General features: G+C 37.6%; 17 protein-coding genes. 13 read left to right on the top strand and 4 right to left on the bottom strand.

Going from position 1 to position 21,378, the window contains the following annotated elements:
- The first annotated feature begins 9 nt into the window (after positions 1-9).
- From hypD to hypE, 3 genes are read left to right on the top strand one after another with little or no spacing between them, the layout of a single operon-like run.
- Positions 10-1,125 (top strand): hydrogenase formation protein HypD, encoded by a 1,116-nt coding sequence (hypD, locus tag HH_RS01605; protein ID WP_041309242.1) that lies wholly within the window; start codon positions 10-12, stop codon positions 1,123-1,125.
- 3 nt (positions 1,126-1,128) lie between these two features.
- Positions 1,129-2,811 (top strand): AAA domain-containing protein, encoded by a 1,683-nt coding sequence (locus HH_RS01600; protein ID WP_011115164.1) that lies wholly within the window; start codon positions 1,129-1,131, stop codon positions 2,809-2,811.
- 18 nt (positions 2,812-2,829) lie between these two features.
- Positions 2,830-3,837 carry a hydrogenase expression/formation protein HypE gene (gene hypE / locus HH_RS01595; RefSeq protein WP_011115163.1) on the top strand — a complete coding sequence of 336 codons (1,008 nt, stop codon included), beginning with the start codon at positions 2,830-2,832 and terminating at the stop codon, positions 3,835-3,837.
- Positions 3,838-3,840: 3 nt separating this feature from the next.
- Here the strand turns inward: hypE and HH_RS01590 are convergent, their stop codons facing one another.
- The 3 genes from HH_RS01590 to secA all read right to left on the bottom strand — a co-directional run bounded on the left by HH_RS01590 (position 3,841) and on the right by secA (position 7,998).
- Positions 3,841-4,092 carry an RNA recognition motif domain-containing protein gene (locus HH_RS01590; protein WP_011115162.1) on the bottom strand — a complete coding sequence of 84 codons (252 nt, stop codon included), beginning with the start codon at positions 4,090-4,092 and terminating at the stop codon, positions 3,841-3,843.
- Between the two features lie 96 nt (positions 4,093-4,188).
- Positions 4,189-5,442: an ABC transporter permease gene (locus tag HH_RS01585; protein ID WP_011115161.1), complete on the bottom strand. Its 1,254-nt coding sequence runs from the start codon at positions 5,440-5,442 to the stop codon at positions 4,189-4,191.
- The gene (gene secA / locus HH_RS01580) at positions 5,443-7,998 is read right to left on the bottom strand and encodes a preprotein translocase subunit SecA (protein WP_011115160.1); all 2,556 of its coding nucleotides are present in this window, start codon (positions 7,996-7,998) and stop codon (positions 5,443-5,445) included.
- Between the two features lie 117 nt (positions 7,999-8,115).
- Here secA and lolA point away from each other — a divergent pair, with 117 nt between their 5' ends.
- The 4 genes from lolA to HH_RS09150 are packed head-to-tail and all read left to right on the top strand — an operon-like array spanning position 8,116 to position 12,753.
- Positions 8,116-8,655: a LolA-like outer membrane lipoprotein chaperone gene (lolA, locus tag HH_RS01575; RefSeq protein WP_011115159.1), complete on the top strand. Its 540-nt coding sequence runs from the start codon at positions 8,116-8,118 to the stop codon at positions 8,653-8,655.
- Positions 8,656-8,685: 30 nt separating this feature from the next.
- Positions 8,686-10,182, top strand: coding sequence for an anthranilate synthase component I (locus tag HH_RS01570; RefSeq protein ID WP_011115158.1), 1,497 nt, complete (start codon positions 8,686-8,688; stop codon positions 10,180-10,182).
- 3 nt (positions 10,183-10,185) lie between these two features.
- On the top strand, positions 10,186-11,790 hold the full coding sequence (locus tag HH_RS01565) for a bifunctional anthranilate synthase component II/anthranilate phosphoribosyltransferase (protein WP_011115157.1): 1,605 nt from the start codon (positions 10,186-10,188) through the stop codon (positions 11,788-11,790).
- A gap of 9 nt (positions 11,791-11,799) precedes the next feature.
- Positions 11,800-12,753 carry a hypothetical protein gene (locus HH_RS09150; RefSeq protein WP_011115156.1) on the top strand — a complete coding sequence of 318 codons (954 nt, stop codon included), beginning with the start codon at positions 11,800-11,802 and terminating at the stop codon, positions 12,751-12,753.
- Positions 12,754-12,760: 7 nt separating this feature from the next.
- Here HH_RS09150 and HH_RS01555 read toward each other — a convergent pair whose 3' ends face one another.
- Positions 12,761-13,453: a SprT family zinc-dependent metalloprotease gene (locus HH_RS01555; RefSeq protein WP_034367073.1), complete on the bottom strand. Its 693-nt coding sequence runs from the start codon at positions 13,451-13,453 to the stop codon at positions 12,761-12,763.
- A gap of 57 nt (positions 13,454-13,510) precedes the next feature.
- On the opposite strand from HH_RS01555, the gene rplI reads away from it, so the two are divergent.
- The 6 genes from rplI to HH_RS01525 are packed head-to-tail and all read left to right on the top strand — an operon-like array spanning position 13,511 to position 21,375.
- Positions 13,511-13,954: a 50S ribosomal protein L9 gene (gene rplI, locus HH_RS01550; protein WP_011115154.1), complete on the top strand. Its 444-nt coding sequence runs from the start codon at positions 13,511-13,513 to the stop codon at positions 13,952-13,954.
- A gap of 14 nt (positions 13,955-13,968) precedes the next feature.
- Positions 13,969-14,511 (top strand): ATP-dependent protease subunit HslV, encoded by a 543-nt coding sequence (gene hslV, locus HH_RS01545; RefSeq protein WP_011115153.1) that lies wholly within the window; start codon positions 13,969-13,971, stop codon positions 14,509-14,511.
- A 25-nt stretch (positions 14,512-14,536) separates the two neighbouring features.
- Positions 14,537-15,859, top strand: a complete 1,323-nt coding sequence (gene hslU / locus HH_RS01540; protein WP_414843396.1) for an HslU--HslV peptidase ATPase subunit — start codon at positions 14,537-14,539, stop codon at positions 15,857-15,859.
- Between the two features lie 17 nt (positions 15,860-15,876).
- Complete coding sequence (gene era, locus HH_RS01535; RefSeq protein ID WP_011115151.1) at positions 15,877-16,797, top strand: GTPase Era; 921 nt, start codon at positions 15,877-15,879, stop codon at positions 16,795-16,797.
- Between the two features lie 20 nt (positions 16,798-16,817).
- Positions 16,818-17,828: a L,D-transpeptidase Cds6 family protein gene (locus tag HH_RS01530; protein WP_041308950.1), complete on the top strand. Its 1,011-nt coding sequence runs from the start codon at positions 16,818-16,820 to the stop codon at positions 17,826-17,828.
- Positions 17,829-17,877: 49 nt separating this feature from the next.
- Entirely contained in the window at positions 17,878-21,375 is a 3,498-nt protein-coding gene (locus HH_RS01525) for an acyl-[ACP]--phospholipid O-acyltransferase (RefSeq protein ID WP_414843397.1), read from the top strand.
- Positions 21,376-21,378 lie beyond the last annotated feature (3 nt).

Here is a 21,378-nt window from a genome sequence, read left to right as displayed (position 1 = left end):
TCATTAGATATAAAACCATTTAACCTCATTGAAAATTTCCGTGATAAAGATGTGATTCTCGCTTATGCCAAACGCATTAAAAATCTTGCACAATCATTGAGTGAGCCACTTTATATTATGGAGGTGTGCGGAGGACATACGCATACGATTATGCGCTATGGATTGCAACATTTGCTTCCAAAAAATATTGAGTTTATACACGGACCAGGTTGTCCTGTATGTGTAATGCCTAAAAATCGCATTAATCAAGCCTATGAAATTGCTATGCAAAAAGATGTGATTTTACTCACACTTGGAGATATGATAAAGATTCCCGGTAGCAATGGAAGCCTAGCAGATGCAAGGGCTAAAGGAGCTGATGTGAGATTTTTGTATTCACCTTTTGAGGTGCTCAGTATTGCAAAAGAGAATCCGCTTAAGCGCATCGTATTTTTTGCCATTGGCTTTGAGACGACTACTCCTATGAGTGCTGCATTGATAGAAAGGGTAGTGCAATCAAAGCTTACAAATGTGTTTTTTCATATTAATCACGTGCTTGTGCCCCCGCCTGTAAAGGCAATTTTAGATTCTAAGCATTGTCGTGTAAATGCACTTATTGCTCCCTCTCACGTAAGTGTGATAAGTGGGGCAAAAATTTATGTAGATATTATGCACTCATTTAATATGCCTATCGTAGTAAGTGGATTTGAACCTGTGGATATGATGGAAAGTATTTATGAGATTTTAAAGCAAAAGGTAGGCAATAGGAGTGAACTTGAGATTCAATATAAGCGCGTTGTAAGTATGGAGGGCAATCTCAAGGCTCAAGCAATGGTGGAAAAGTATTTTCAAACAAGAGAGAGCTTTGAATGGCGAGGGCTTGGACACATAGCACATTCTGCATTGAAATTAAGAGAGGAATACGCATTTTTAGATGCTGAAATCCTCTTTGAAAGCATTTTAAGTAAAGAATCAATCCCTGATAATAAGGCGTGTCGCTGTGGAGATATTTTGCGAGGCGTAGCAAAACCGCTTGATTGCAAAGTATTTGGCAAAGCTTGCACACCAAGTAATCCATTGGGAAGCTGTATGGTAAGTAGTGAGGGAGCGTGTGCAGCGTATTATAAATATGGTGGTGTGATGTAGCCAATGAATACATCTTTGCGAGAAATCCTTGTAGAATCTGCACAGCGGTATTATGAGTATTTGGATAATAATGATTTGGGTTTAAGTGAAATTGCTATTACGCGCTATGAATTAAGTAATGATGAATTAGTGCTTTGGCTTAAGGGTAATGTGATAGATATGGATTTAAAGCTTGGCGGTGCTTTGCTCTTGCGTGTGGATAAGGAGTTTTATAGTATTGCGGAGGGAGAAGAGATAGAATCTCGTTTTTATGATGAAAAACAAAAGGTGCTTTATCTTTCTTTATTGCCTCATATTGTGGCAATTTTCACAAAGGCGCAAAAAGATAATATTGCATTTTCACTTTTTAGTGATTTGAAATTTTTAGTTAAAAATGTAGAGGATTTTTTTAGTAAATATGGACATAGGGTTACCCTGCCCAAATCTATTACATCTAATGAAATACCCCATATTGCACATTTAAGCGATGAGCAAAATCAAGCTTTATCTATGGTGCTCACAAATCCTCTAAGTTATGTATGGGGACCTCCTGGCACAGGTAAAACTCAAGCAGTGCTTTTTGAGGCACTTTTGTATTATATCCAACAAGGTAAAAGAGTGGCAGTTGTCGCTACTACAAATAATGCGTTAGAGCAGGTTTTGCGCACGCTCATTAAGCAATTTGATGCTTTAGGATTAGAGCGTAAGAATATTTTGCGATTAGGCACACCTACATTGCGCTATATGAATGAATTTCCACAAACTTGCGACCCGAGCATATTGCAGCAAAAAAACGCAACAAATTTGTTTAATTTCCAAGATACGCTTAAAACTCGTCTTAAAAATGCTTTTGTCGTGGGGGTAACACTTGATGGATTTATTAAACGCTATGAGAATTTAGAGCTTAAATTTCATCATATTTTTTTAGATGAATGTGCCTATGCACCGCTAATTAAGACTTGTGCATTGTGTGTTGATAGCACACCTCTTTCGTTTTTTGGTGATCATAAACAACTCTCTCCTGTATGTGAAATGCCTCCTAATGAACTTATGAGAGCAGAAAATGAGAATGCGTATATATGGAATCTCTCTGCACTTTTTTTAGAATCTCTTTGTCAAGGCACACCTATAAAGGAGATTATAAAGCAATATCAGCAAACCTGTGATATACCTCCATTTGCTTTTATGCGTATGAGTAAGCTAAGTAAGACACATCGTTATGGCAACAATCTTGCTCACATTCTTGATGAATATATTTATCGTATGGGTTTAAAGGGTAATGATGAACAAATGGAGATTCTTGTGTTTGATAGTGGAAGTAAAAGCGAGCAGGATAGGCGTTTGAGTGAGAGTGAAGCGCGTGCGTGTGAGCAGCTTTGTGCAAAGCTCAAGGGTGAAGATTTTGCAGTGATTACACCATTTATCAAGCAGAGACAGCGGCTTATACGCCAAATGTCAAGAGAGAGAATCTTCACTATTCATAGTTCTCAAGGACAGGAATTTGATAATGTGATTTTCTCTCCTGTGAGTTTGCATTATCATCTCACAGATTCTCGTCAAACTCACGCACTCTATGCATTAAATGTGGCGATTTCGCGCACTAAAAAGCGGCTTTTTATTGTATGTGATTATGCTTTTTGGAATGCACAGCAAGGGCAACTGATTTGGGCGATTTTGCAACGTGCTAAAAAAATCAATAATCTTTGAATGTAAAAAGGAGTAGCAATGAAAGAGCAGTATATTACCCTCTCACAAGGCAGCGGAGGGGTAGAATCTAACGCACTCATTGAGGAAGTTATATATAAGATTTTAGGAGAAATAATCGTAGATGGTGGCGAAGATGCTGGAGTGTGTGATTTAAAAGGAAAAATAGCCCTAAGCACGGATAGCTATGTAGTAAGCCCGATATTTTTTCCTGGAGGCGATATTGGCAAACTTTGTGTATGTGGCTCAAGTAACGATATAACAATGAGAGGTGCAAAACCGCGCTATATCTCACTTGGATTGATTTTGGAAGAAGGTATGAAAAAAGCGCAATTAGAGCAAATCTTACATTCTATCAAATCAGAGGCTCAAAAGACGAATTTGAAGATTCTCTCTGGAGATACAAAGGTCGTTCCAAAGGGTGTAGCAGATAGAATCTACATCAATACAACTGCTATAGGAGAGCTGTATGCGGATTGGCGTGTGAGAAATATACAAGAGGGTGATGAGATTATTGTGAGTGCACCTATCGGGGCACACGGAGCAGTAATATTTTGCACACGGAATGAGGTTGCACTGCAAAGTGATTTACAAAGTGATTGTGCGCAACTTTATCCGATGATAGAATCTGTGAGAGATTGTCATATACACACAATGCGTGATGCGACAAGAGGAGGATTGGCTGCGGTGCTCAATGAATGGAGTAGGGCAGCGAGTGTGGAAATAATACTTACAGAGGAGAGTATTCCTGTGTTACAACAAGTTCGGGGTGTATGTGAGATTTTAGGGCTTGAAGCATTAAGTTTGGCAAATGAGGGAGTATGTGTAATGGCTGTGCCACCAAATGAAAGCAAAAAAGTGTTATCACTGCTCAAATCTCACCCACTTGGCACACACGCTTGTGTCATCGGACATATATCACGCAAGGTGCAGGATATAAATCAAGCACGTGTTATTTTATGCAATGCGTGGGGTGGAAAACGATATGTGGAATATCCACAAGGCGAGTTACTCCCTAGAATCTGCTAGGCTTTAGAATTGCTCACGTGGTCTTGCTTCATTTACACGAAGGTTGCGACCACGAAAATCTTTTTCATTGAGCGCGTCAATAGCTTTAGGTGCAGCTTCATCGTCCATTTCTACAAAACCAAAGCCTTTTGGCTTACCACTCTCCCTATCATTAATAAGTTTAACAGAAAAAACTTCACCGAATTGGGAGAAAAGATCCTGAACCTCATCACGTGTAACTGCATAAACCAAGTTTCCTACATAAAGTGTTTTCAAAGCAACTCCTAAAAAATAACTAACCCCCAACTTTAAGGACGTCCTTGTATGCTACGATTTATTTACTTATAAGTTTCTTAAAAAGATACTATTGCATTATTCATTGCGTAAAACTTGCAAGGTATCTACTAAGGAAGCTTTTCTCGCAGGATAATAAGAGGAAAGGCATACGATAAAAATTGCCCCTATAATTGTAAGCAAGAAGTCAATCAAAGATAAGTCTAGCGGTAACTTAGAGCTACCATATACATCTGCGGGAAGCGAGATAATGGGGAAAGTATCAAGCACATACATTGCTATACCTGTGAGAATAATCCCAAGCGCTATACCACTTAAACCGATAGTATTTCCCACCCAAAAAAATATACTTTTAATCTCTTGCCTACTTGCTCCAAGCGAGAGGAGCAGAGCAATTTCTTTGCGGCGATTCATTACAACCATAAGTAAAGAGCTAATGATATTAAGAGCAGCCATTACAATGATAAGCATAAGCACAATAAAAAGTGCGCGTTTTTCAAGCTCTAACGCCGAGAAAAAATTGCCATTTTGTTGCCACCAGCCCTCAACTCCAGCGCGATAGGGAAATTGTGTGTTAAGAAAATCGCTAATGCTATGAATATCTTGCATAGGATTTGGTGTGTATATGTGAATCCCATCATATATGCCCTCATTAAGATGGCGAATCTTTTGTAATGCGCTTAAATTTGTATATACATAAGCTTCATCATACGCTCTCAAACCAGATTCAAAGAATCCTGCAATACTAAAACGTTTATTAATAGGTGTGTAGCTAAATCCTGATGGTTCAAGTTGGGTAAAAAATAAATCAAGTTTATCGCCAGATTCTAATCCGAAATTTTCCTCCATACTTTTTCCTATAAGAATAGAAAACTCTTTTTGCATAAAAGATTCAATATTTTTTTTAAATTCCGTATCGGAATTTTGAGAAGTTTTAAAAGCTTTTTTGACAACAGCATTGATTTGGGATTCTGCTTGCATATCTACACCAAAAACCATAGCTGCACTCATTGTATTGCCTATTTTGCCCACAGCTTGATAACGCAAATAAGGACTAAAAAGAAATTGAGGAAAATGCGCTTTGAGTGCCTGAAGTATATTTGCATCTACACCCTCATAGGTAGTAGAATATATGCTTAGAGGATAGTTCATAATAGAGAGTTTGCGTTCAAATTCTTTTGTCATACCATTCATAATAGCCATTGCTACACAAAGCACCATAACGCCAATACCCACACCAAAAAATGCTAAGAGTGCCGTGATAGAAATGAAAGGTTGTGTTTTGTCAAAACGTAAATAACGGGGCAAGAGATAAAAAATAAGTGTCTTCATTTATGCAAGTAATCCACTTTTAGGTCCGCTTTTGCCGTGGCATACTTTGTATTTTTTGCCACTACCGCAAGGACAAGGGTCATTGCGTGCAATTTTGTTCTTTCGCACAGGTGTAGAATCCATATTGGTATTTAAATCTTGCAAGTTTTCTTCAAGTTCATCTTGCAAATTTTTTATCATTTTATTTGCTACTTCCTCTTCTTTGTCTCTTAATTGGATAATTTGTAGCATTTTAGTTGTTTCAAATTTAAGATTCTCTACAAATTCTAAGAAAAGATTATAACTTTCTTTTTTGTATTCAACGAGCGGGTCTTTTTGATTATACCCGCGAAGCCCTATGCCTGTTTTAAGATTATCCATTGTGTAAAGATGTTCCCGCCACGAGCTATCAAGCACTTGTAAGTAAATAATACGTTCAATTTGGGCGCGTTGAGATTCTTCAAGTTTTGACATTTTTTCCTCATAGGCTGTATTCATTTGTGTAATGAGTTTTTCAAGTAATTCATCATAATCAAGATTCTCACAATTTCCAATCTCAAGCCCAAGCTCTTCATTGATTTGTGCTTTGAGTGAATCTATATTGAAATTACTGCTATCATCGCCGGGTAAAATTTGGGCTTTATAAAGCATAGATTGCGCAGTGAGTTCGCGATTAGTGCTAATTCGCTCTTGCAATGAGCAATTTTCATCAAGCAATTCGTTACGTAGTTTATATACAGCTTTGCGTTGCTCATTAGCAACATCATCATATTCAAGCAAATGCTTGCGTGATTCAAAATGGAGATTTTCTACCTTTTTTTGTGCACTTTCTACTGAACGCGTAACAAGTCCAGATTCTATATGTTCGCCCTCTTTAAGCCCAAGACGCTCCATAATGCCCTTAATCTTATCACTCCCAAAGATTCTAAGTAGCGAATCTTCAAGGCTCAAATAGAATTGACTAATGCCCGGGTCGCCTTGTCGCCCAGCTCTTCCGCGTAATTGGTTATCAATGCGGCGGCTTTCGTGTCGCTCTGTCCCAATAATATATAATCCGCCAAGTTCGCGTATTTCGTCATTGATTTTAATATCTACACCGCGTCCTGCCATATTTGTAGCGATTGTTACTGCGCCTTTTACTCCAGCGTCTTTAATAATTTCGGCTTCTTTGGTGTGCTGTTTGGCATTTAAGACAGTGTGAGGGATTCTATGTTTTTTAAGAAGTTCGTGGAGAATCTCACTTTTTTCAATACTTGCAGTTCCTACAAGGACAGGCTGCCCTTTTTTGTAAAGCTCTTGAATCTTGTCAATAACAGCATTAAATTTCTCTTTCTCACTTTTATAAATAAGGTCATTGAGGTCTTTGCGCTGCACAGGGACATTTGTAGGAATACTCACTACTTCAAGGTTGTAAATTTGCAAAAATTCACTTGCTTCTGTTTGCGCTGTACCTGTCATACCAGAGAGCTTTTCATAAAGACGAAAATAATTTTGGAAAGTAATATCTGCAAGTGTTTGACTTTCCTCTTTAATATCAACCTTTTCTTTTGCCTCAATTGCTTGATGTAATCCCTCACTAAATCGTCTGCCTTCGCTTAAACGCCCCGTAAATTCATCAACAATGACTACTTCATCATTTTGCACAACATAGTCTTTATCTTTAATAAAAAGATAATTTGCCTTGAGTGCTTGGTCAAGATGATGAGAGAGTGCAGCATTTTCAATACTATAAAGATTATCTACTTTAAAAAGACTCTCAGCCTTTTTAATGCCTTCTTCATTGAGGAGAATAACGCGATTTTTTTCATCAATGCTAAAATCTTCTTCGTTTTTGAGCCTTTGAGCTACGCTATTGGCGAGCTGGTAGTGTTCAAGTGTGCGATTAACAGGTCCAGAGATGATAAGAGGTGTGCGTGCTTCATCAATAAGGATAGAATCTACCTCGTCAATAATCGCAAAATAGTGCTCTCCTTGCACTTTTTGAGAAAGGTCATATTTCATATTGTCTCGCAAATAATCAAAGCCAAATTCATTATTTGTGCCATAAACAATATCACACGCATATGCTTGCAAACGTTCATTATCATCGCGGACTTCACTTGTAATAATACCTACTTCAAAGCCCAGAAAATTATAAAGTGGTTCTAATTCTTTGGCATCTCTATTGGCAAGATAATCATTAACTGTTACAACGTGCACACCCCTACCACAGAGTGCATTAAGACATACTGCAAGAGTTGCCACAAGCGTTTTGCCCTCTCCTGTTTTCATTTCAGCGATACGTCCATCATTAAGTGCCATACCACCGATAAGTTGCACATCAAAATGCCGCATACCTAGCACTCTTTTGCTTGCTTCGCGTGTGATTGCAAAGCTTTTATGTAGAATTGATTGAAGTGAGGTTTCGCCATTTTGGATAAGTTTTCTTAATTGCATAAAAGCCTCTTGCAGTTGTGCATCACTTAGAGTATTGTAAGTAGATTCTAAAGCATTAATGGCTTGGACTTCTTTAAGATAATGTTTAATGAGTTTATTGTTGCGTGAGCCAAGAAATTTTGAAATAAGAGTTTGCAACATAGATAAGCCTTTTTAGCAAAATTGGGTTTAGCGGAATAAACCTTGAAAAATTGGGCATAATTTTAGCATACTTTCGGTAAAATCTTGCTCTTAAATTTTAGACTTAAGGATAAGATAATGGAAGTTTTAAGGCGTTATGTGCTTGTATTTACTAGCTTATGTATGACACTTTTTGCGTGGGGCGAGAATTTACAGAGCATAGAAGCGGATTTTGAACAGATTGCTGTGAACGAAGATGGTGTGCCTACTCGTTATGAGGGACATATCATAGGAAAAATGCCAAGTAAGGTTAAATGGGATTATAAAGCGCCTTTGCAAAAAGAAATTTATATGAATAAAAATGAAGTTATTATGTATGAGCCGCGTTTAGAGCAAGTAAGCCATTCACGTTTAAAGGATAAAGCAGATTTTCTCTCTATCCTTAAATCCGCTAAAAAGCATAATGATGGCACATATCATACGAAAGTTGATGGTATAGAATATGTGCTTTTTATAGATAAAGCACAAAAGCCAGAACGCATTGAATTTGTAGATTCTATGGGCGTAAAAACAACGCTCAAACTAAAAAATGTCAAGCTCAATGGGGCTATCAGCGATAAAAAATTTGTTTTTGTGCCGCCTCAAGGCGTGGAGATAGTTGAGTTGCATTCGCGTTAAAGTATGATGCGATGGTTTTAAGGAAAAATGATGTTTGATTTTAGCAATTCACGCATAGCCTCAATAGCTCATAAAGAAATATTGTGCGATAATCTTACCCCTTTGGCAGTGCTTGGCTCACTGAATGCAAAAGTGCTTTTAGAATCTGCTTATAACGAAACAGGCAAAGATAGATTTTCCATTGTGATTTTAAACGAAGCTTTTAGAATCTACAAAGAATGTGGTGCACATTTTCTTTATACGCAAGGGCAAAAAATCCCTTTATATGAGGCTTTAGCAGACTATACGCCACTAGATTCTATTTCTCTACCTCCCACACATAAAGCTGGTTTTTTAGAATCTCTCGCTCTTGTGCGCACTCTTGCACCAAATCCTACTGATAGTATTCCTGCTCATTTGCCTTTGCCTCTTGGCGGAGCAGGATATATCGGTTATGAATTTTTTGCAGAGATTGAAGAGGTAACATTTAAGAATCCCTCCCTCTATAATGCGCCTGAATGTGCATTTATCTTTGGACGAGATTTTTTAATTTTTGACCATCTTTTTGATAGATTGCATATTGTGAGTGTGGGCTATGCACACGAGAGAGAAGAGCACTCAACTAAGCAGCGAATAGAGCATATTGCACATAGTCTTGCCACTTTAGTGCCACAAAATGGATTAGATTCTATGCAAAAATCAGATTTTGAGTGTGTGAGTGCTACTTCGCAGCAAGAATATGAATCTATGGTGGAGGCAATCAAAAAGGCAATTTATGCGGGAAATTTACTCCAATGTGTGCCAAGTCAATATATGCAGATTCGCTCTTCACTTTCTCCGCTTCAAGCTTATCGGAATTTACGCCATCAAAACCCTAGTCCTTATATGTTTTATTATAATTTTGATGATTTTGTGATACTTGGAGCGAGTCCGGAGATTATGCTAAGGCTTAAAAGCAAGCAAGGACAATCATTTTTTACACTTCGTCCAATTGCAGGCACACGTCCTAGAGGTGAGAGTGTGGCGCAAGATTTGGAGCTTGAAACAGAGCTTTTAAATGATGAAAAAGAAAATGCAGAACATCTAATGTTACTTGATTTAGCTCGTAATGATGCGGGTAAAGTAAGTGTAGGTGGAGGTGTAAAAGTAATAGCGCGTAATAAAATTGAGCGATATTCGCGTGTTATGCACATTGTATCCGAAGTGCAAGGAGAGCTAGATTCTAAGCATTTTAGCAAAGCTGATGCGTTTAAATCTGTTTTTCCTGCAGGCACATTAAGTGGTGCGCCAAAAATTGAGGCAATCAAAACCATAGAATCTTTAGAATCTCACGCACGAGGTGTGTATGGCGGTGCGATAGGGTATTTCACTTATGATGAAGATATGGATTTTGCTATTGCTATTCGCACAGCGGTGTATCAAAATGGTATGTATTATATGCGCTCTGGTGCGGGTGTGGTGCAAGATTCTATTCCAAGTGCAGAGTATATGGAGACACAAAATAAAGTCCGCTCACAGCTTGATATGTTTAATATAGACAAGGAATAAATGATGATTTTGCTCATTGATAATTATGATTCTTTTACTTATAATATTTATCAAGCATTTTATCGCTTTGGCTTTCCTATAAAGGTAGTGCGCAGTGATAAGATAAGTATCGAAGAGATAAGAGAGCTAAATCCTCAATATATCATTATTGGTCCTGGTCCAAAAACACCAAAAGAAGCAGGGATTTCTATCCAAATCGTGCAGGAGTTTCAAGGTGTGTATCCCATTTTAGGAATTTGTCTAGGACATCAAGCGATTATGGCAGCTTTTGGTATGGATATTGTCAATGCCAAAAATATTGCACACGGCAAAGTTGAGCCTCTTCATCATAACCAAAAAGGGCTTTTTAGGCATATCACACCGCTTACACCTATTGTGCGTTATCATTCACTTGTAGGCAAGGCAAATGAGTTACCTGATTGCTTTGAAGTGAGTGCGTGGAGTGAAGATGGAGAAATTATGGCGATTGAACATAAGATTCATCATCTTGTGGGCGTGCAATTCCACCCTGAATCTATTGGCACAACAGAGGGTGAGAAAATGCTTTTAAATTTCTTGCACTATACGCGTGAGATTATTCCTATCAAGCAATATCTCAAAAGCACTCTAAAGGGTGAAAATCTTAGCTTTAAACAAGCCTATGATGTAATGGACGAAATTACAGAAGGCAATATGAGTGATGCGCAAATTGGCAGTATTTTGACAAGCCTTGAGATTAAAGGCGTGAATGCGGAGGAGTTAGCGGGATTTGCAAGTGTATTGAAGAAAAAAGCCATTGCCTTTCCTTTACCACTAAGCAATGAGGTGCGTCTTGATATGGTAGGCACAGGAGGCTCTCCTCATAAAACCTTTAATGTATCTACCACAAGTGCATTGCTTCTCGCAGCTGCTGGAGTAAAGATTATCAAACACGGCAACAGGGCGATTACTTCAAAGTCTGGTTCGGCAGATTTGCTAAGCGCACTTGGCGTAAATATCAATATGGAGGTGCAAACTTGTATTGATGTTTATAAAAATATTGGTATTACATTTTTGTTTGCTCAAAAGTTTCACGCTGCTATGCGATTTGCTGCTCCTGCAAGGGCAACACTAGGCTTTAAGACAGCTTTTAATCTTATCGGTCCTCTAGCAAATCCTGCAAATGTTACACATCAATTTATTGGTGTATTTGATAAGGCATATACCGAGATTATGGCGCGCGCACTTGATATTTTGGGTATAAAAAGGGCAATGGTTGTAAGCGGATTTGATTATTATGATGAAATTTCGCTTTGCGCACCCACACAAATTACAGAGCTCAATAATGGTGTGATTAAAAGCTATGTATTTAATCCAAGTGAGATAGGGCTTGATTTTGTCCCTTATACAGAGCTTTGTGGAGGAGATGTGCAGGAAAATAAGCGCATTAGCCTTGATATTTTTTCTGCTTCACCCCAGTCATTACGCTCTCCTAAAACGCAGCTTGTTGCACTTAATACCGGTGCAGCGTTATACCTTGCAGATAAAGCGCAGAGTATCAAAGAGGGATATTTTTTAGCAAGAGACATTATAGAATCTAAACGCGTTTTTGCTATACTAGAGGAATTTGTGAGATTATCAAATCAATAGGAGGAATTAATGAAGGGTTTGCTTAAGGTTATTGTGGGTTTTTGTTTTGCTTTTAGTTTTTTGGTGGCAAACGATGAGGTAGATTCTACATATTTTAAGCTTTTGGAGGGTTGTAATTGGGGGCAGCTCAATGGCAAGACACAACTTTGCAAGGGTAATAATGACGCAGCAGGAGATTCCTATGCATATTACAAGCTTATAAAGCCTTTGAGCTTAAGCGGTGAAATTGTTTTTGCAAACATAGAACCTAGTGAGTGTAGTGACAATGAAACGATGTCCTCAATCTTTTATCCAAAAAGAAGTGGTTTTTCATTTTTACAAACCGCGCGTTTAAGTGTGGCAGATAAGGATATAAAACAAATAGAGAATCTTTTGCCCAAATGGTTTTTAGATGGATTGCTTGGCGAGGTGAGATTTCAAGTGAGTTTTGAAATAGAAAATAGAAAGGAACGTGTTATATTTGATGGTGATAGTGCAGGAAATATTGTGCCACATAGCGATTTAGTAGCACTTAAATATGAGCGTCACGTTTGTAGTGGTGGCAGTTATGATAAAATCAATGTGTCAAATCTCACTATCAAAAAAATCTCTGAAAAACCAAGTAATAGAGACGCGTATGAAAATGTATTGATGCTAGGACTAACAGGTTATGAGATAAGCGTAACAGATGAGTTTGTGAATCTGCGAGAAACTCCAAATGGTAAGATTTTAGAGCGCATTTATACGAAAGATAAAGAAGATGTATTGATTATTGGTATTTATAATACACGCAAATCTTGGCAGTATTTCATTGATAAGAAATTTTCTTTTAATAATGCAAATGATAAATGGATAAAAGTGTTGTATTTTCCACCTCGTATAAAAGATGTGCATAAAGCAATCATAGGTTATATTCATACTTCACAAATAAAACTTATGTTCTTTGATGGAGCGGAAAAGAGGTTGCGGAGACTAGGAAAATAAAAAAGATTTATAAAGAAAGTCTTTGTAATAAAGCAGGGTAGAATTTAGCGTGTTTGCGTAGTTGTGCACGATGAGTTTTAGCATTTGGACAATATCTTTGCACAAAATCCCAAAAATCCTGTGAATGGTTTTTGTAACGAATATGTGCGAGCTCGTGGATAATGACATAATCAATGAGCTCTTTTGGCGCAAAAATAAGCATAAAAGAGAAAAACAAACGATTATCATAGGTGCAGCTCCCAAAGCGAGTAAGAGCATTTGTAATTTTGATACTTTGATATTGCACTCCCATAGTCGCAGCGATTTGAGGCGCACGAGAGCAGATATAATCCAAAAGTATGGATTTAAGTGGTGCTTTTAGATTCTGTGGTGATAAGGTGAGGAGAGATTGAGCGTGTGAATAGAATGAGGTTAAGGAGGATAATCTTTGCCAAGAGCCAAAGATAAGAATCTCATCGCTATGGGCTTGTAAAATGCTTTGTGTGTGTGCGTTGCAATCGTGGAGTTTTAAAAGAGTGGATTCTATCCATTTGTGGTGTTTGCGGATAAAGGCTTGTAATTCTTGCATAGGGAATCTAAGTGGCACACGCACAAATAAGGATAAATCGGCTTTGATAATCAAGCGAGGATACTTAATGGCTTTGTGCTGAATATGAATTGCGCGGGCAAATGGATAAGAATCTTTCAAAGCTTTTAACATAATATTGCCACTTTTAGTTATAATTTCACATCGCAATTATAACGCAATGGAGAAAATATGAAAGTTCTACTTTTGGAAAATGTGCAAGGGCTTGGTAAAAAGGGCGAGATTGTTGAAGTAAAAGATGGTTATGGGCAAAATTTTCTTATCGCTAAGGGCAAGGCTCAACGCGCTACAAATGAGGTAATCAATAAATATAAAGCCCAGCAACGCAAAGCAGAGGAGCTTGCTGCGCTTGAAAAGGCTGAAATGCAGCAAATGAAAAAAACAATAGAATCTCTCACGCTCACACTGCATAAAAAGGTAGGTGCGAATGATACGCTTTTTGGTTCTATCACAAAAGAAGAGATTGCTCTTGCTTTAGAGGAGCATAAAGTAAGCCTTGATAAGAAGCATATTGAGATTGCTCAAGCGATTAAACATACAGGTAATTTTGAAGTGCAAGTCAAGCTTGGGCAGGGCATTAACGCTACACTTAAACTTGAGATTAAAGCACAATAATAAAAGGATACAAAATGTTTGAAGCAACAACTATACTTGGTTATAAAGGCGAGTATAATGGCAAAAAATGTGCTATTATCGGTGGAGATGGACAAGTAACTTTTGGAAATTGTGTGCTAAAAAATAATGCAACAAAAATCCGCACACTTTATAATGGAGAGATTCTAAGTGGATTTGCAGGTTCTACTGCTGATGCTTTTAGCCTTTTTGATATGTTTGAGCGCATTTTGGAGGGGCGTAAGGGCGATTTGGTGCGGAGTGTATTAGAATTTAGCAAAGAATGGCGCAAGGATAAATATTTGCGCAAACTTGAAGCAATGATGATAGTGCTTAATACCGAGCATATTTATATTTTAAGTGGCACAGGCGATGTAGTAGAGCCAGAAGATGGCACAATTGCCGCTATCGGTAGTGGTGGGAATTATGCTCTGAGTGCGGCGCGCGCCTTACATAATTATGCTTCTTTACCTCCGAGAGAGATTGTAGAGCATTCTTTAGCTATTGCAGGAGAGTTATGTATCTACACAAATACAAACATCAAAATTTTAGAATTATAACATTGGAGTGCAGATGAAAGAAAATATGACACCAAAACAAATTGTAGAATATCTTGATGGATATATTATAGGACAAAATGATGCTAAAAAGGCAGTAGCTATTGCGTTAAGAAATCGTTATCGTCGAATGAAGCTTGATAAGGAAGTGCAAGATGAAATTACGCCTAAAAATATTCTTATGATAGGTTCTACTGGTGTGGGAAAAACGGAAATTGCTCGCCGTATGGCAAAAATGATGGGATTGCCTTTTGTTAAGGTTGAGGCAAGTAAATACACTGAAGTAGGCTTTGTGGGGCGTGATGTAGAATCTATGGTGCGGGATTTGGTGCTTGCGAGTGTGAATCTTGTAGAAAATGAGCATCGGCAGAGGGCTCAAGCGCAAATTAATGATTATATTATTGAAAAAATTACTCAAAAGCTTCTCCCACCTTTACCAAGCGGCGTAAGTGAAGCAAAAAAAAGCGAATATGATATGAGCTTTACCAAAATGAAGCAACGTGTAATAAAGGGTGAGGTTGATGATTTGATGATTGAGATTGAGATAAGTAAGAAACCTATTTCGCAGTTTAATGATGAAAATATGCCTCCAGATATGATAAAAGTCCAAGAATCTATTTTTAAGGTGCTTAATGTCAGCCAAGATAAGATAAAAAAAGAAATGAGCGTCAAAGAAGCCAAAGAGGCACTTGCTTATGAAGCTATAGAATCTGTGCTTGATGCAGAGAGTATAAGGGCAGAAGGATTAAGGCGCGCGCAAGAAAATGGCGTAATTTTCATTGATGAGATTGATAAAGTTGCTGTGGGGAGCAAAGATGGCTCAAGGCAAGACCCGAGTAAAGAGGGAGTGCAAAGAGATTTACTCCCTATTGTTGAGGGGAGTGTAGTCAATACTAAATATGGGCAAATTAAGACAGATTATATTTTATTTATTGCTGCAGGGGCATTTCATTTGAGTAAGCCTAGTGATTTGATTCCAGAATTGCAGGGGCGATTTCCTTTGCGCGTGGAGTTAAGTATGCTTGATGAGGAGAGTTTGTATCAGATTCTCACTCAAACTAAAAGTTCTCTTTTGCGTCAATATCAGCTTTTGCTTGATACAGAGGATATTCGGCTTGAATTTAGTGATGAAGCAATTAGGGAGCTTGCACGTCTCTCACATAATGCTAACCAACGCACAGAGGATATTGGCGCAAGGCGATTGCATACGACTATTGAGCGCGTGTTAGAGGATATTAGCTTTGATGTGGATACTTACAAAGGCAAAGAAGTAGAAATCACGGGCGATATGGTAAGAGAGCGTCTTGGGGATTTGGTGGAAAATATTGATTTAGCACGTTATATTCTTTAGTTTAAAGCAACAAGTAAATGCAAATAGAATCCATAAGTAATCAAACCTTGCCAACTCGTGCGGGATTTGTAGCGACACTTGGCAGACCAAATGCTGGAAAATCTACTTTGCTTAATCATCTTTTGGGAGAGAATCTCGCACTTGTTTCGCATAAGGCAAATGCTACGCGCAAGCAACTCCAACTCATCGTGCCTTATGCACCACTCAATGCACAGATTATCTTTGTGGATACGCCGGGTATTCATCATCAAGAAAAATTGCTCAATCAATATATGCTCTCTCAAGCTCTTAGGGCTCTAAGTGATTATGATATGGCATTATATCTTGCTCCTGTAAGCGATGATATAGGGCATTATGAGCATTTTTTAGAGCTTTCTCAAGGCAAAAAACATATTTTACTTTTAAGTAAAATTGATACTTGCACAAATGAAGAGATTTTACATAAAATTGCTCAATATCAACGCTTTAGCGATACTTTTTTAGAATTATTACCTGTAAGCGTGAAAAAAGGATTTGATAGAGAAAAAATATTGCATACCATTGCTTCACATCTACCTTTTTCGCCGTTTTTGTATGATGAAGAGATACTCTCTAATGCTTCGCTCAAAGAGATTTATAAAGAAATGATTCGTCAGAGTTTATTTGAGAATCTAAGTGATGAGATTCCATACGAGGCTGATGTGGTGATTAAAAAATTTGAAGAAAGTGCAGAGCAAGATAGAATCTTTGCTCATATTATTGTGGAAAAATCAAGTCAAAAAGGCGTTGTCATCGGCAAAGGAGGCAGCAGTATCAAACGCATTAGTAAGTGCGCGCGTCAAAAGATAGAATCTCTTAGCTCTAAAGCGATTTTTTTAAAGCTTGATGTTGAGGTATATAAAGGTTGGAGCAAACAAAGGGATACATTGAAAAAAATAGGATATGATTTCACCTTATAATGAGTTAAAGGAGCAAGATAATGAAATTATGCAGGGTGCTTTGGTGTATATTGGCACTAAGCTTTATGGAGCATATTTATGCTTTAGATATGCAGCTTGTAGGTTTAGTTAATGAATACAAAAAAAATGGTATAGGTGCGATAGAATCTAAGCTTGAGAGTTATTTGTCAGATAAAGAGTATTGGGCAGAATATCTCAAAGAAAACGCCACAGAGTATGGATACTTTGAAGATTTGAAATTTTTGTTTGTATCAAATAAATCTACCCCATCGCTCCAACTCTATCAGCTTAAAGATTCTAAACTCCAAGAGATTGGCAACTCACCAGCACTTGTTGCAAAAGGTAAGGGTAATAAGAAAAAAGAGGGTGATTTGACAACGCCCATTGGCTCTTATGATTTAAATGCTCGTCTTACAGGATTAGACCAATATTATGGACCTTTGGCATTTTCTACAAATTATCCTAATGTGTATGACCAGTCTCTAAAAAAAACAGGTGGTGGGATTTGGATTCACGGATTGCCTTTAAATGGTAATAGAGAGGATATTAATACGCGCGGGTGCATTGCTATTGATAATGAGCTTTTGAAAAAGTATGACAAAATTATTGATTGGAAAAAAACTATGCTCATTACCTATGAGGGAATATTTAAACCCACAAGTGTAGATGAGCTCTCAATAGTGCTTTCTCAACTCTATCAATGGAAAAATGCGTGGCAAAAAAATGATTTGCAAACTTATTTAAATTTTTATGATGAAAAAAATTTTTTTCGCCCCGATGGTATGAGTTTTAAATCTTTCAGAGAGCATAAGAAAAATATTTTTGCTAAAAATGAAAGCAAAAATATACGCATTTCTCATATCAATGTATCTATTTATCCAAATGAATCACATCGCAATATGTATCGTATAAGTTTTTTCCAAGACTATAAAGCTTTTCTTAATGGTAAGCCAAGTTTTAGCTCTGCGGGGCAAAAAGATATGTATGTGCTCGTAGAAAATGGGAAAATCAAGATACTAAGTGAGCGATAGTTGATAAAAGCTAAAATAAATAACTTCTTCTAAAGATGTAAAATAGGAGATACTAATGAATAAAATATGGAAGATTAAAGGTTTTACATTTTTTATTCTTATAGCATTTATCAATGCCTTTATGGATTTAGGGCATAAAATCACTATTCAAAATACAATTTATAAAGTCTATGATGGAAGCGAACTTACACTCTTAACAAGCGTTATTAACGCACTTATCTTACTTCCTTTTATATTTCTTTTTTCTCCTTCTGGTTTCTTGGCTGATAAATATCCTAAAAATGTTGTTATGCGTATATGTGCGTGGTTTGGCTTGTTGCTTAGTATCATTATTGCGTTGTGTTATTTTTTTGGTTATTTTTGGTTTGCTTTTATAGCTACTTTGTTTATGGCAGCTCAATCGGCGATTTATTCTCCTGCAAAATATGGCTTTATCAAAGATTTGGTAGGTAAGGATTTACTTGCGTGGGGAAATGGTGTGATACAGGCAGTGGCGATTGTAGCTATTTTAGCAGGTATGAGCGTTTTCTCACTTCTATTTGAATCTTTGTATGCTTTGAGTGATTTAGGATTCCTAGCACAAAAAGGTGAGATTTTGCAAAGTGTCGCTCCGCTTGGTTTTGTGCTTATTGCGTGTGCTCTAATAGAATTATATTTATGCTATACCCTTCCCACACTTACGCAACGCACACAAGAGGTTTTTGATAAGGAAGCATATTTGAGAGGTTCTTTATTAAAAGCAAATTTTAAATTACTCACTTCTCATCGTAATATTTGGTTATCTGTAATAGGCATAGCTGTATTTTGGTCTATCTCTCAATTACTTTTAGCGACTTTTCCGACTTATGTAAAGATGACTTTTGCGGAGTTAAATACCTTTAAGGTGCAGATGATTATTGCTTGTTCGGGCTTTGGAATTATTATAGGCTCTATTATTGCGGGGCGATTTTCAAAGCAATATATTGAAACAGGGCTTATCCCTATTGGGGCAGGATTTATTTGTATAACTACTATGCTGATTTTAAGTTTTTCTTCTCTTACATCTTATGCTGTGCTCTTTTTCTTTTTTGGTGTGGGTGGCGCACTTTTTATAGTTCCGCTTAATGCTTTAATACAATTCCACGCCAAAGAGGGTGAGTTGGGCAAGATTCTAGCAGGTAATAATTTCGTGCAAAATATTGCTATGCTTTTATTTTTGCTTATAGGCACTCTTGTATCTTTAGGTAATATTGATGTAGTGTATCTTTTTTATTTTTGTATGATTGTCGCATTGTGTGGGGCAATTTATGTTGTGAAGCTTTTGCCCTTTTCGCTTGTAAGAATGCTCGTTACTCTTGCATTTTTTCAAAGATACCGCTTAAATGTAGAGGGTTTTGAAAATGTCCCTGAACGAGGCGGCGTATTATTACTTGGCAATCATATATCTTTCATAGATTGGGCTATGGTGCAGTTGGCACTACCGCGTAAGGTGTATTTTGTAATGGAGCGGAGTTATTATGATAGGTGGTATATACGCATTTTTCTTGATTTTTTTGGTGTGATTCCTGTCTCAAATGCCGGAAGCAGAAAAGCTTTAGAATCTATTGCACAAAAACTCATACAAGGGCATATGGTATGTATTTTTCCCGAAGGTGCAATATCGCGACACGGGCATTTAAATACCTTTAAAAATGGCTTTGAACTTGCTGCTAAAAATGTAAATGAAAATCAAGCTGTAATATTGCCCTTTTATATACGCGGTTTATGGGGGAGTGCATTTTCACACTCTCATCAAGGATTCCAAGAAAGACGCAAAAGCTTTGCTAAACGCAATATCACGATTGCTTTTGGAGAATCTTTAGATATTCACTCTAACGCACAGCAGGTTAAGGCTAAAGTGTTTGAGTTATCTTTTAGCGCGTGGAAATCTCAATGCGAAGTCTTGCCTACACTTGGCAAGGCGTGGGTAGATTCTGCAAAGAAGTGGGGAAGTGAAGTGGCTATTATAGATAGCCTAAGTGGTTCTATGAGTTATACGCGAATGCTTAGCCTTACACTTATTCTCTCTAAGCTTTTTGCAGAGCAGACAAAGGAGCAGCAAAATGTGGGAATTATACTTCCTGCCTCACTTGCAAGTGCATTATGTAATCTTTCTTTGCTTATGGCGACAAAAACCATTGTGAATCTTAATTTCACGGCTGGACAAAAGGCGATTGATGCTGCTATTAAATCCGCACAAATTCAGACAATTTATACTTCACAAAAATTTATGGATAAACTTGAAGGCAAGGGCGTGAGTTTAAATTTCTCGCAAAATGTGAGAGTGTTATATATGGAGGATTTAGTTGATAAGGTTAAAGCAAATAAGCTTGATTTTGTGTGTAAAATGGCTCAAGCGATTTTATTGCCCTCTTTTATGCTTAAATGGTTTTATATAAAAGCGCAGAAAAACACAGATATAGCCGCAATTCTTTTTAGTAGTGGGAGTGAGGGTAAGCCAAAAGGTGTAATGCTTTCACATTTAAATATTATGAGCAATATTTTGCAAATTTCTGATGTCATTCACGCGCGCGATGGGGATTCTATGCTTTCGTCTTTGCCACCATTTCACGCCTTTGGTTTAACCGTTACTACACTTATGCCTTTGCTTGAGGGTATGCTCTCTGTTACACACGCAGACCCAACTGATGCGGTAGGCGTTGCTAAGGCAATAGCAAAAAACAAAGTGAGTGTGATGTGCGGCACTTCTACGTTTTTGGGTATTTATGCGCGTAGTAATAAGGTAGATAAGCTTATGTTTGATTCTTTGCGACTTGTGGTAGCAGGAGCGGAAAAACTCAAAAAAGATGTAAAAGAAGCCTTTGTGATGAAGTTTAATAAAGAAATCTATGAGGGCTATGGTGCGACAGAGACTACACCTGTGGCAAGTGTGAATCTACCGAGTGAATTTGATGTGGATAATTGGGAATTGCATAAAGCAAGTAAGGAGGGCAGCGTGGGTATGCCTTTGCCCGGAAGTGCCATTAGAATTGTTGAGCCAAATACTATGCAGGAAATGCCTGTGGGCGAGGACGGGCTGATACTTATCGGCGGACATCAAGTAATGGTAGGGTATCTCAATGATGAGGAAAAAACCAAAGAAGTGATTGTAGAAATTGATGGGATTAGGTGGTATAAAAGTGGCGATAAGGGGCATTTAGATGCCGATGGATTCATTCATATTGTGGATAGATATTCGCGTTTTGCAAAAATTGGTGGGGAAATGGTAAGTCTTGGTGGGATTGAAGAGGAGATTGCAAAGCTTATCAAAAAATATGAGATTGATGATGGGCTTAAATATGTTGCCACAGCGATAGATGATAGCAAAAAGGGCGAGAGTGTCATTCTTCTTGTGAGCTGTGAAAAGACAGAATGTGAAAAAATAGAAAAAATTATCAAAGAAGCGCAAATCCCAGCACTTTTTAAGCCATCTAAGATTCTAAGAGTGGAATCTATCCCCGTGCTTGGCTCGGGTAAGGTGGATTTCAAAGGTGCGAAAGATTTAGCACAAAAGCTCCTCAATGTGTGAATG

Source organism: Helicobacter hepaticus ATCC 51449, from assembly GCF_000007905.1.
Lineage (GTDB): Bacteria > Campylobacterota > Campylobacteria > Campylobacterales > Helicobacteraceae > Helicobacter_C > Helicobacter_C hepaticus.
The sequence above is the reverse complement of the archived record's forward strand: the minus strand, read 5'-3'. Positions and strand labels throughout refer to the sequence as shown.

Bases quoted from the DNA above. Each gene is read 5' to 3' on its own strand.
- HH_RS01565 (WP_011115157.1), top strand. From the start codon at position 10,186: ATGATTTTGCTCATTGATAATTATGATTCTTTTACTTATAATATTTAT.
- HH_RS01600 (WP_011115164.1), top strand. From the start codon at position 1,129: ATGAATACATCTTTGCGAGAAATCCTTGTAGAATCTGCACAGCGGTAT.
- lolA (WP_011115159.1), top strand. From the start codon at position 8,116: ATGGAAGTTTTAAGGCGTTATGTGCTTGTATTTACTAGCTTATGTATG.
- HH_RS01530 (WP_041308950.1), top strand. From the start codon at position 16,818: ATGAAATTATGCAGGGTGCTTTGGTGTATATTGGCACTAAGCTTTATG.
- secA (WP_011115160.1), bottom strand. From the start codon at position 7,998: ATGTTGCAAACTCTTATTTCAAAATTTCTTGGCTCACGCAACAATAAA.
- HH_RS01585 (WP_011115161.1), bottom strand. From the start codon at position 5,442: ATGAAGACACTTATTTTTTATCTCTTGCCCCGTTATTTACGTTTTGAC.
- HH_RS09150 (WP_011115156.1), top strand. From the start codon at position 11,800: ATGAAGGGTTTGCTTAAGGTTATTGTGGGTTTTTGTTTTGCTTTTAGT.
- rplI (WP_011115154.1), top strand. From the start codon at position 13,511: ATGAAAGTTCTACTTTTGGAAAATGTGCAAGGGCTTGGTAAAAAGGGC.
- HH_RS01570 (WP_011115158.1), top strand. From the start codon at position 8,686: ATGTTTGATTTTAGCAATTCACGCATAGCCTCAATAGCTCATAAAGAA.
- hslV (WP_011115153.1), top strand. From the start codon at position 13,969: ATGTTTGAAGCAACAACTATACTTGGTTATAAAGGCGAGTATAATGGC.
- HH_RS01555 (WP_034367073.1), bottom strand. From the start codon at position 13,453: ATGTTAAAAGCTTTGAAAGATTCTTATCCATTTGCCCGCGCAATTCAT.
- hslU (WP_414843396.1), top strand. From the start codon at position 14,537: ATGACACCAAAACAAATTGTAGAATATCTTGATGGATATATTATAGGA.
- era (WP_011115151.1), top strand. From the start codon at position 15,877: ATGCAAATAGAATCCATAAGTAATCAAACCTTGCCAACTCGTGCGGGA.
- hypE (WP_011115163.1), top strand. From the start codon at position 2,830: ATGAAAGAGCAGTATATTACCCTCTCACAAGGCAGCGGAGGGGTAGAA.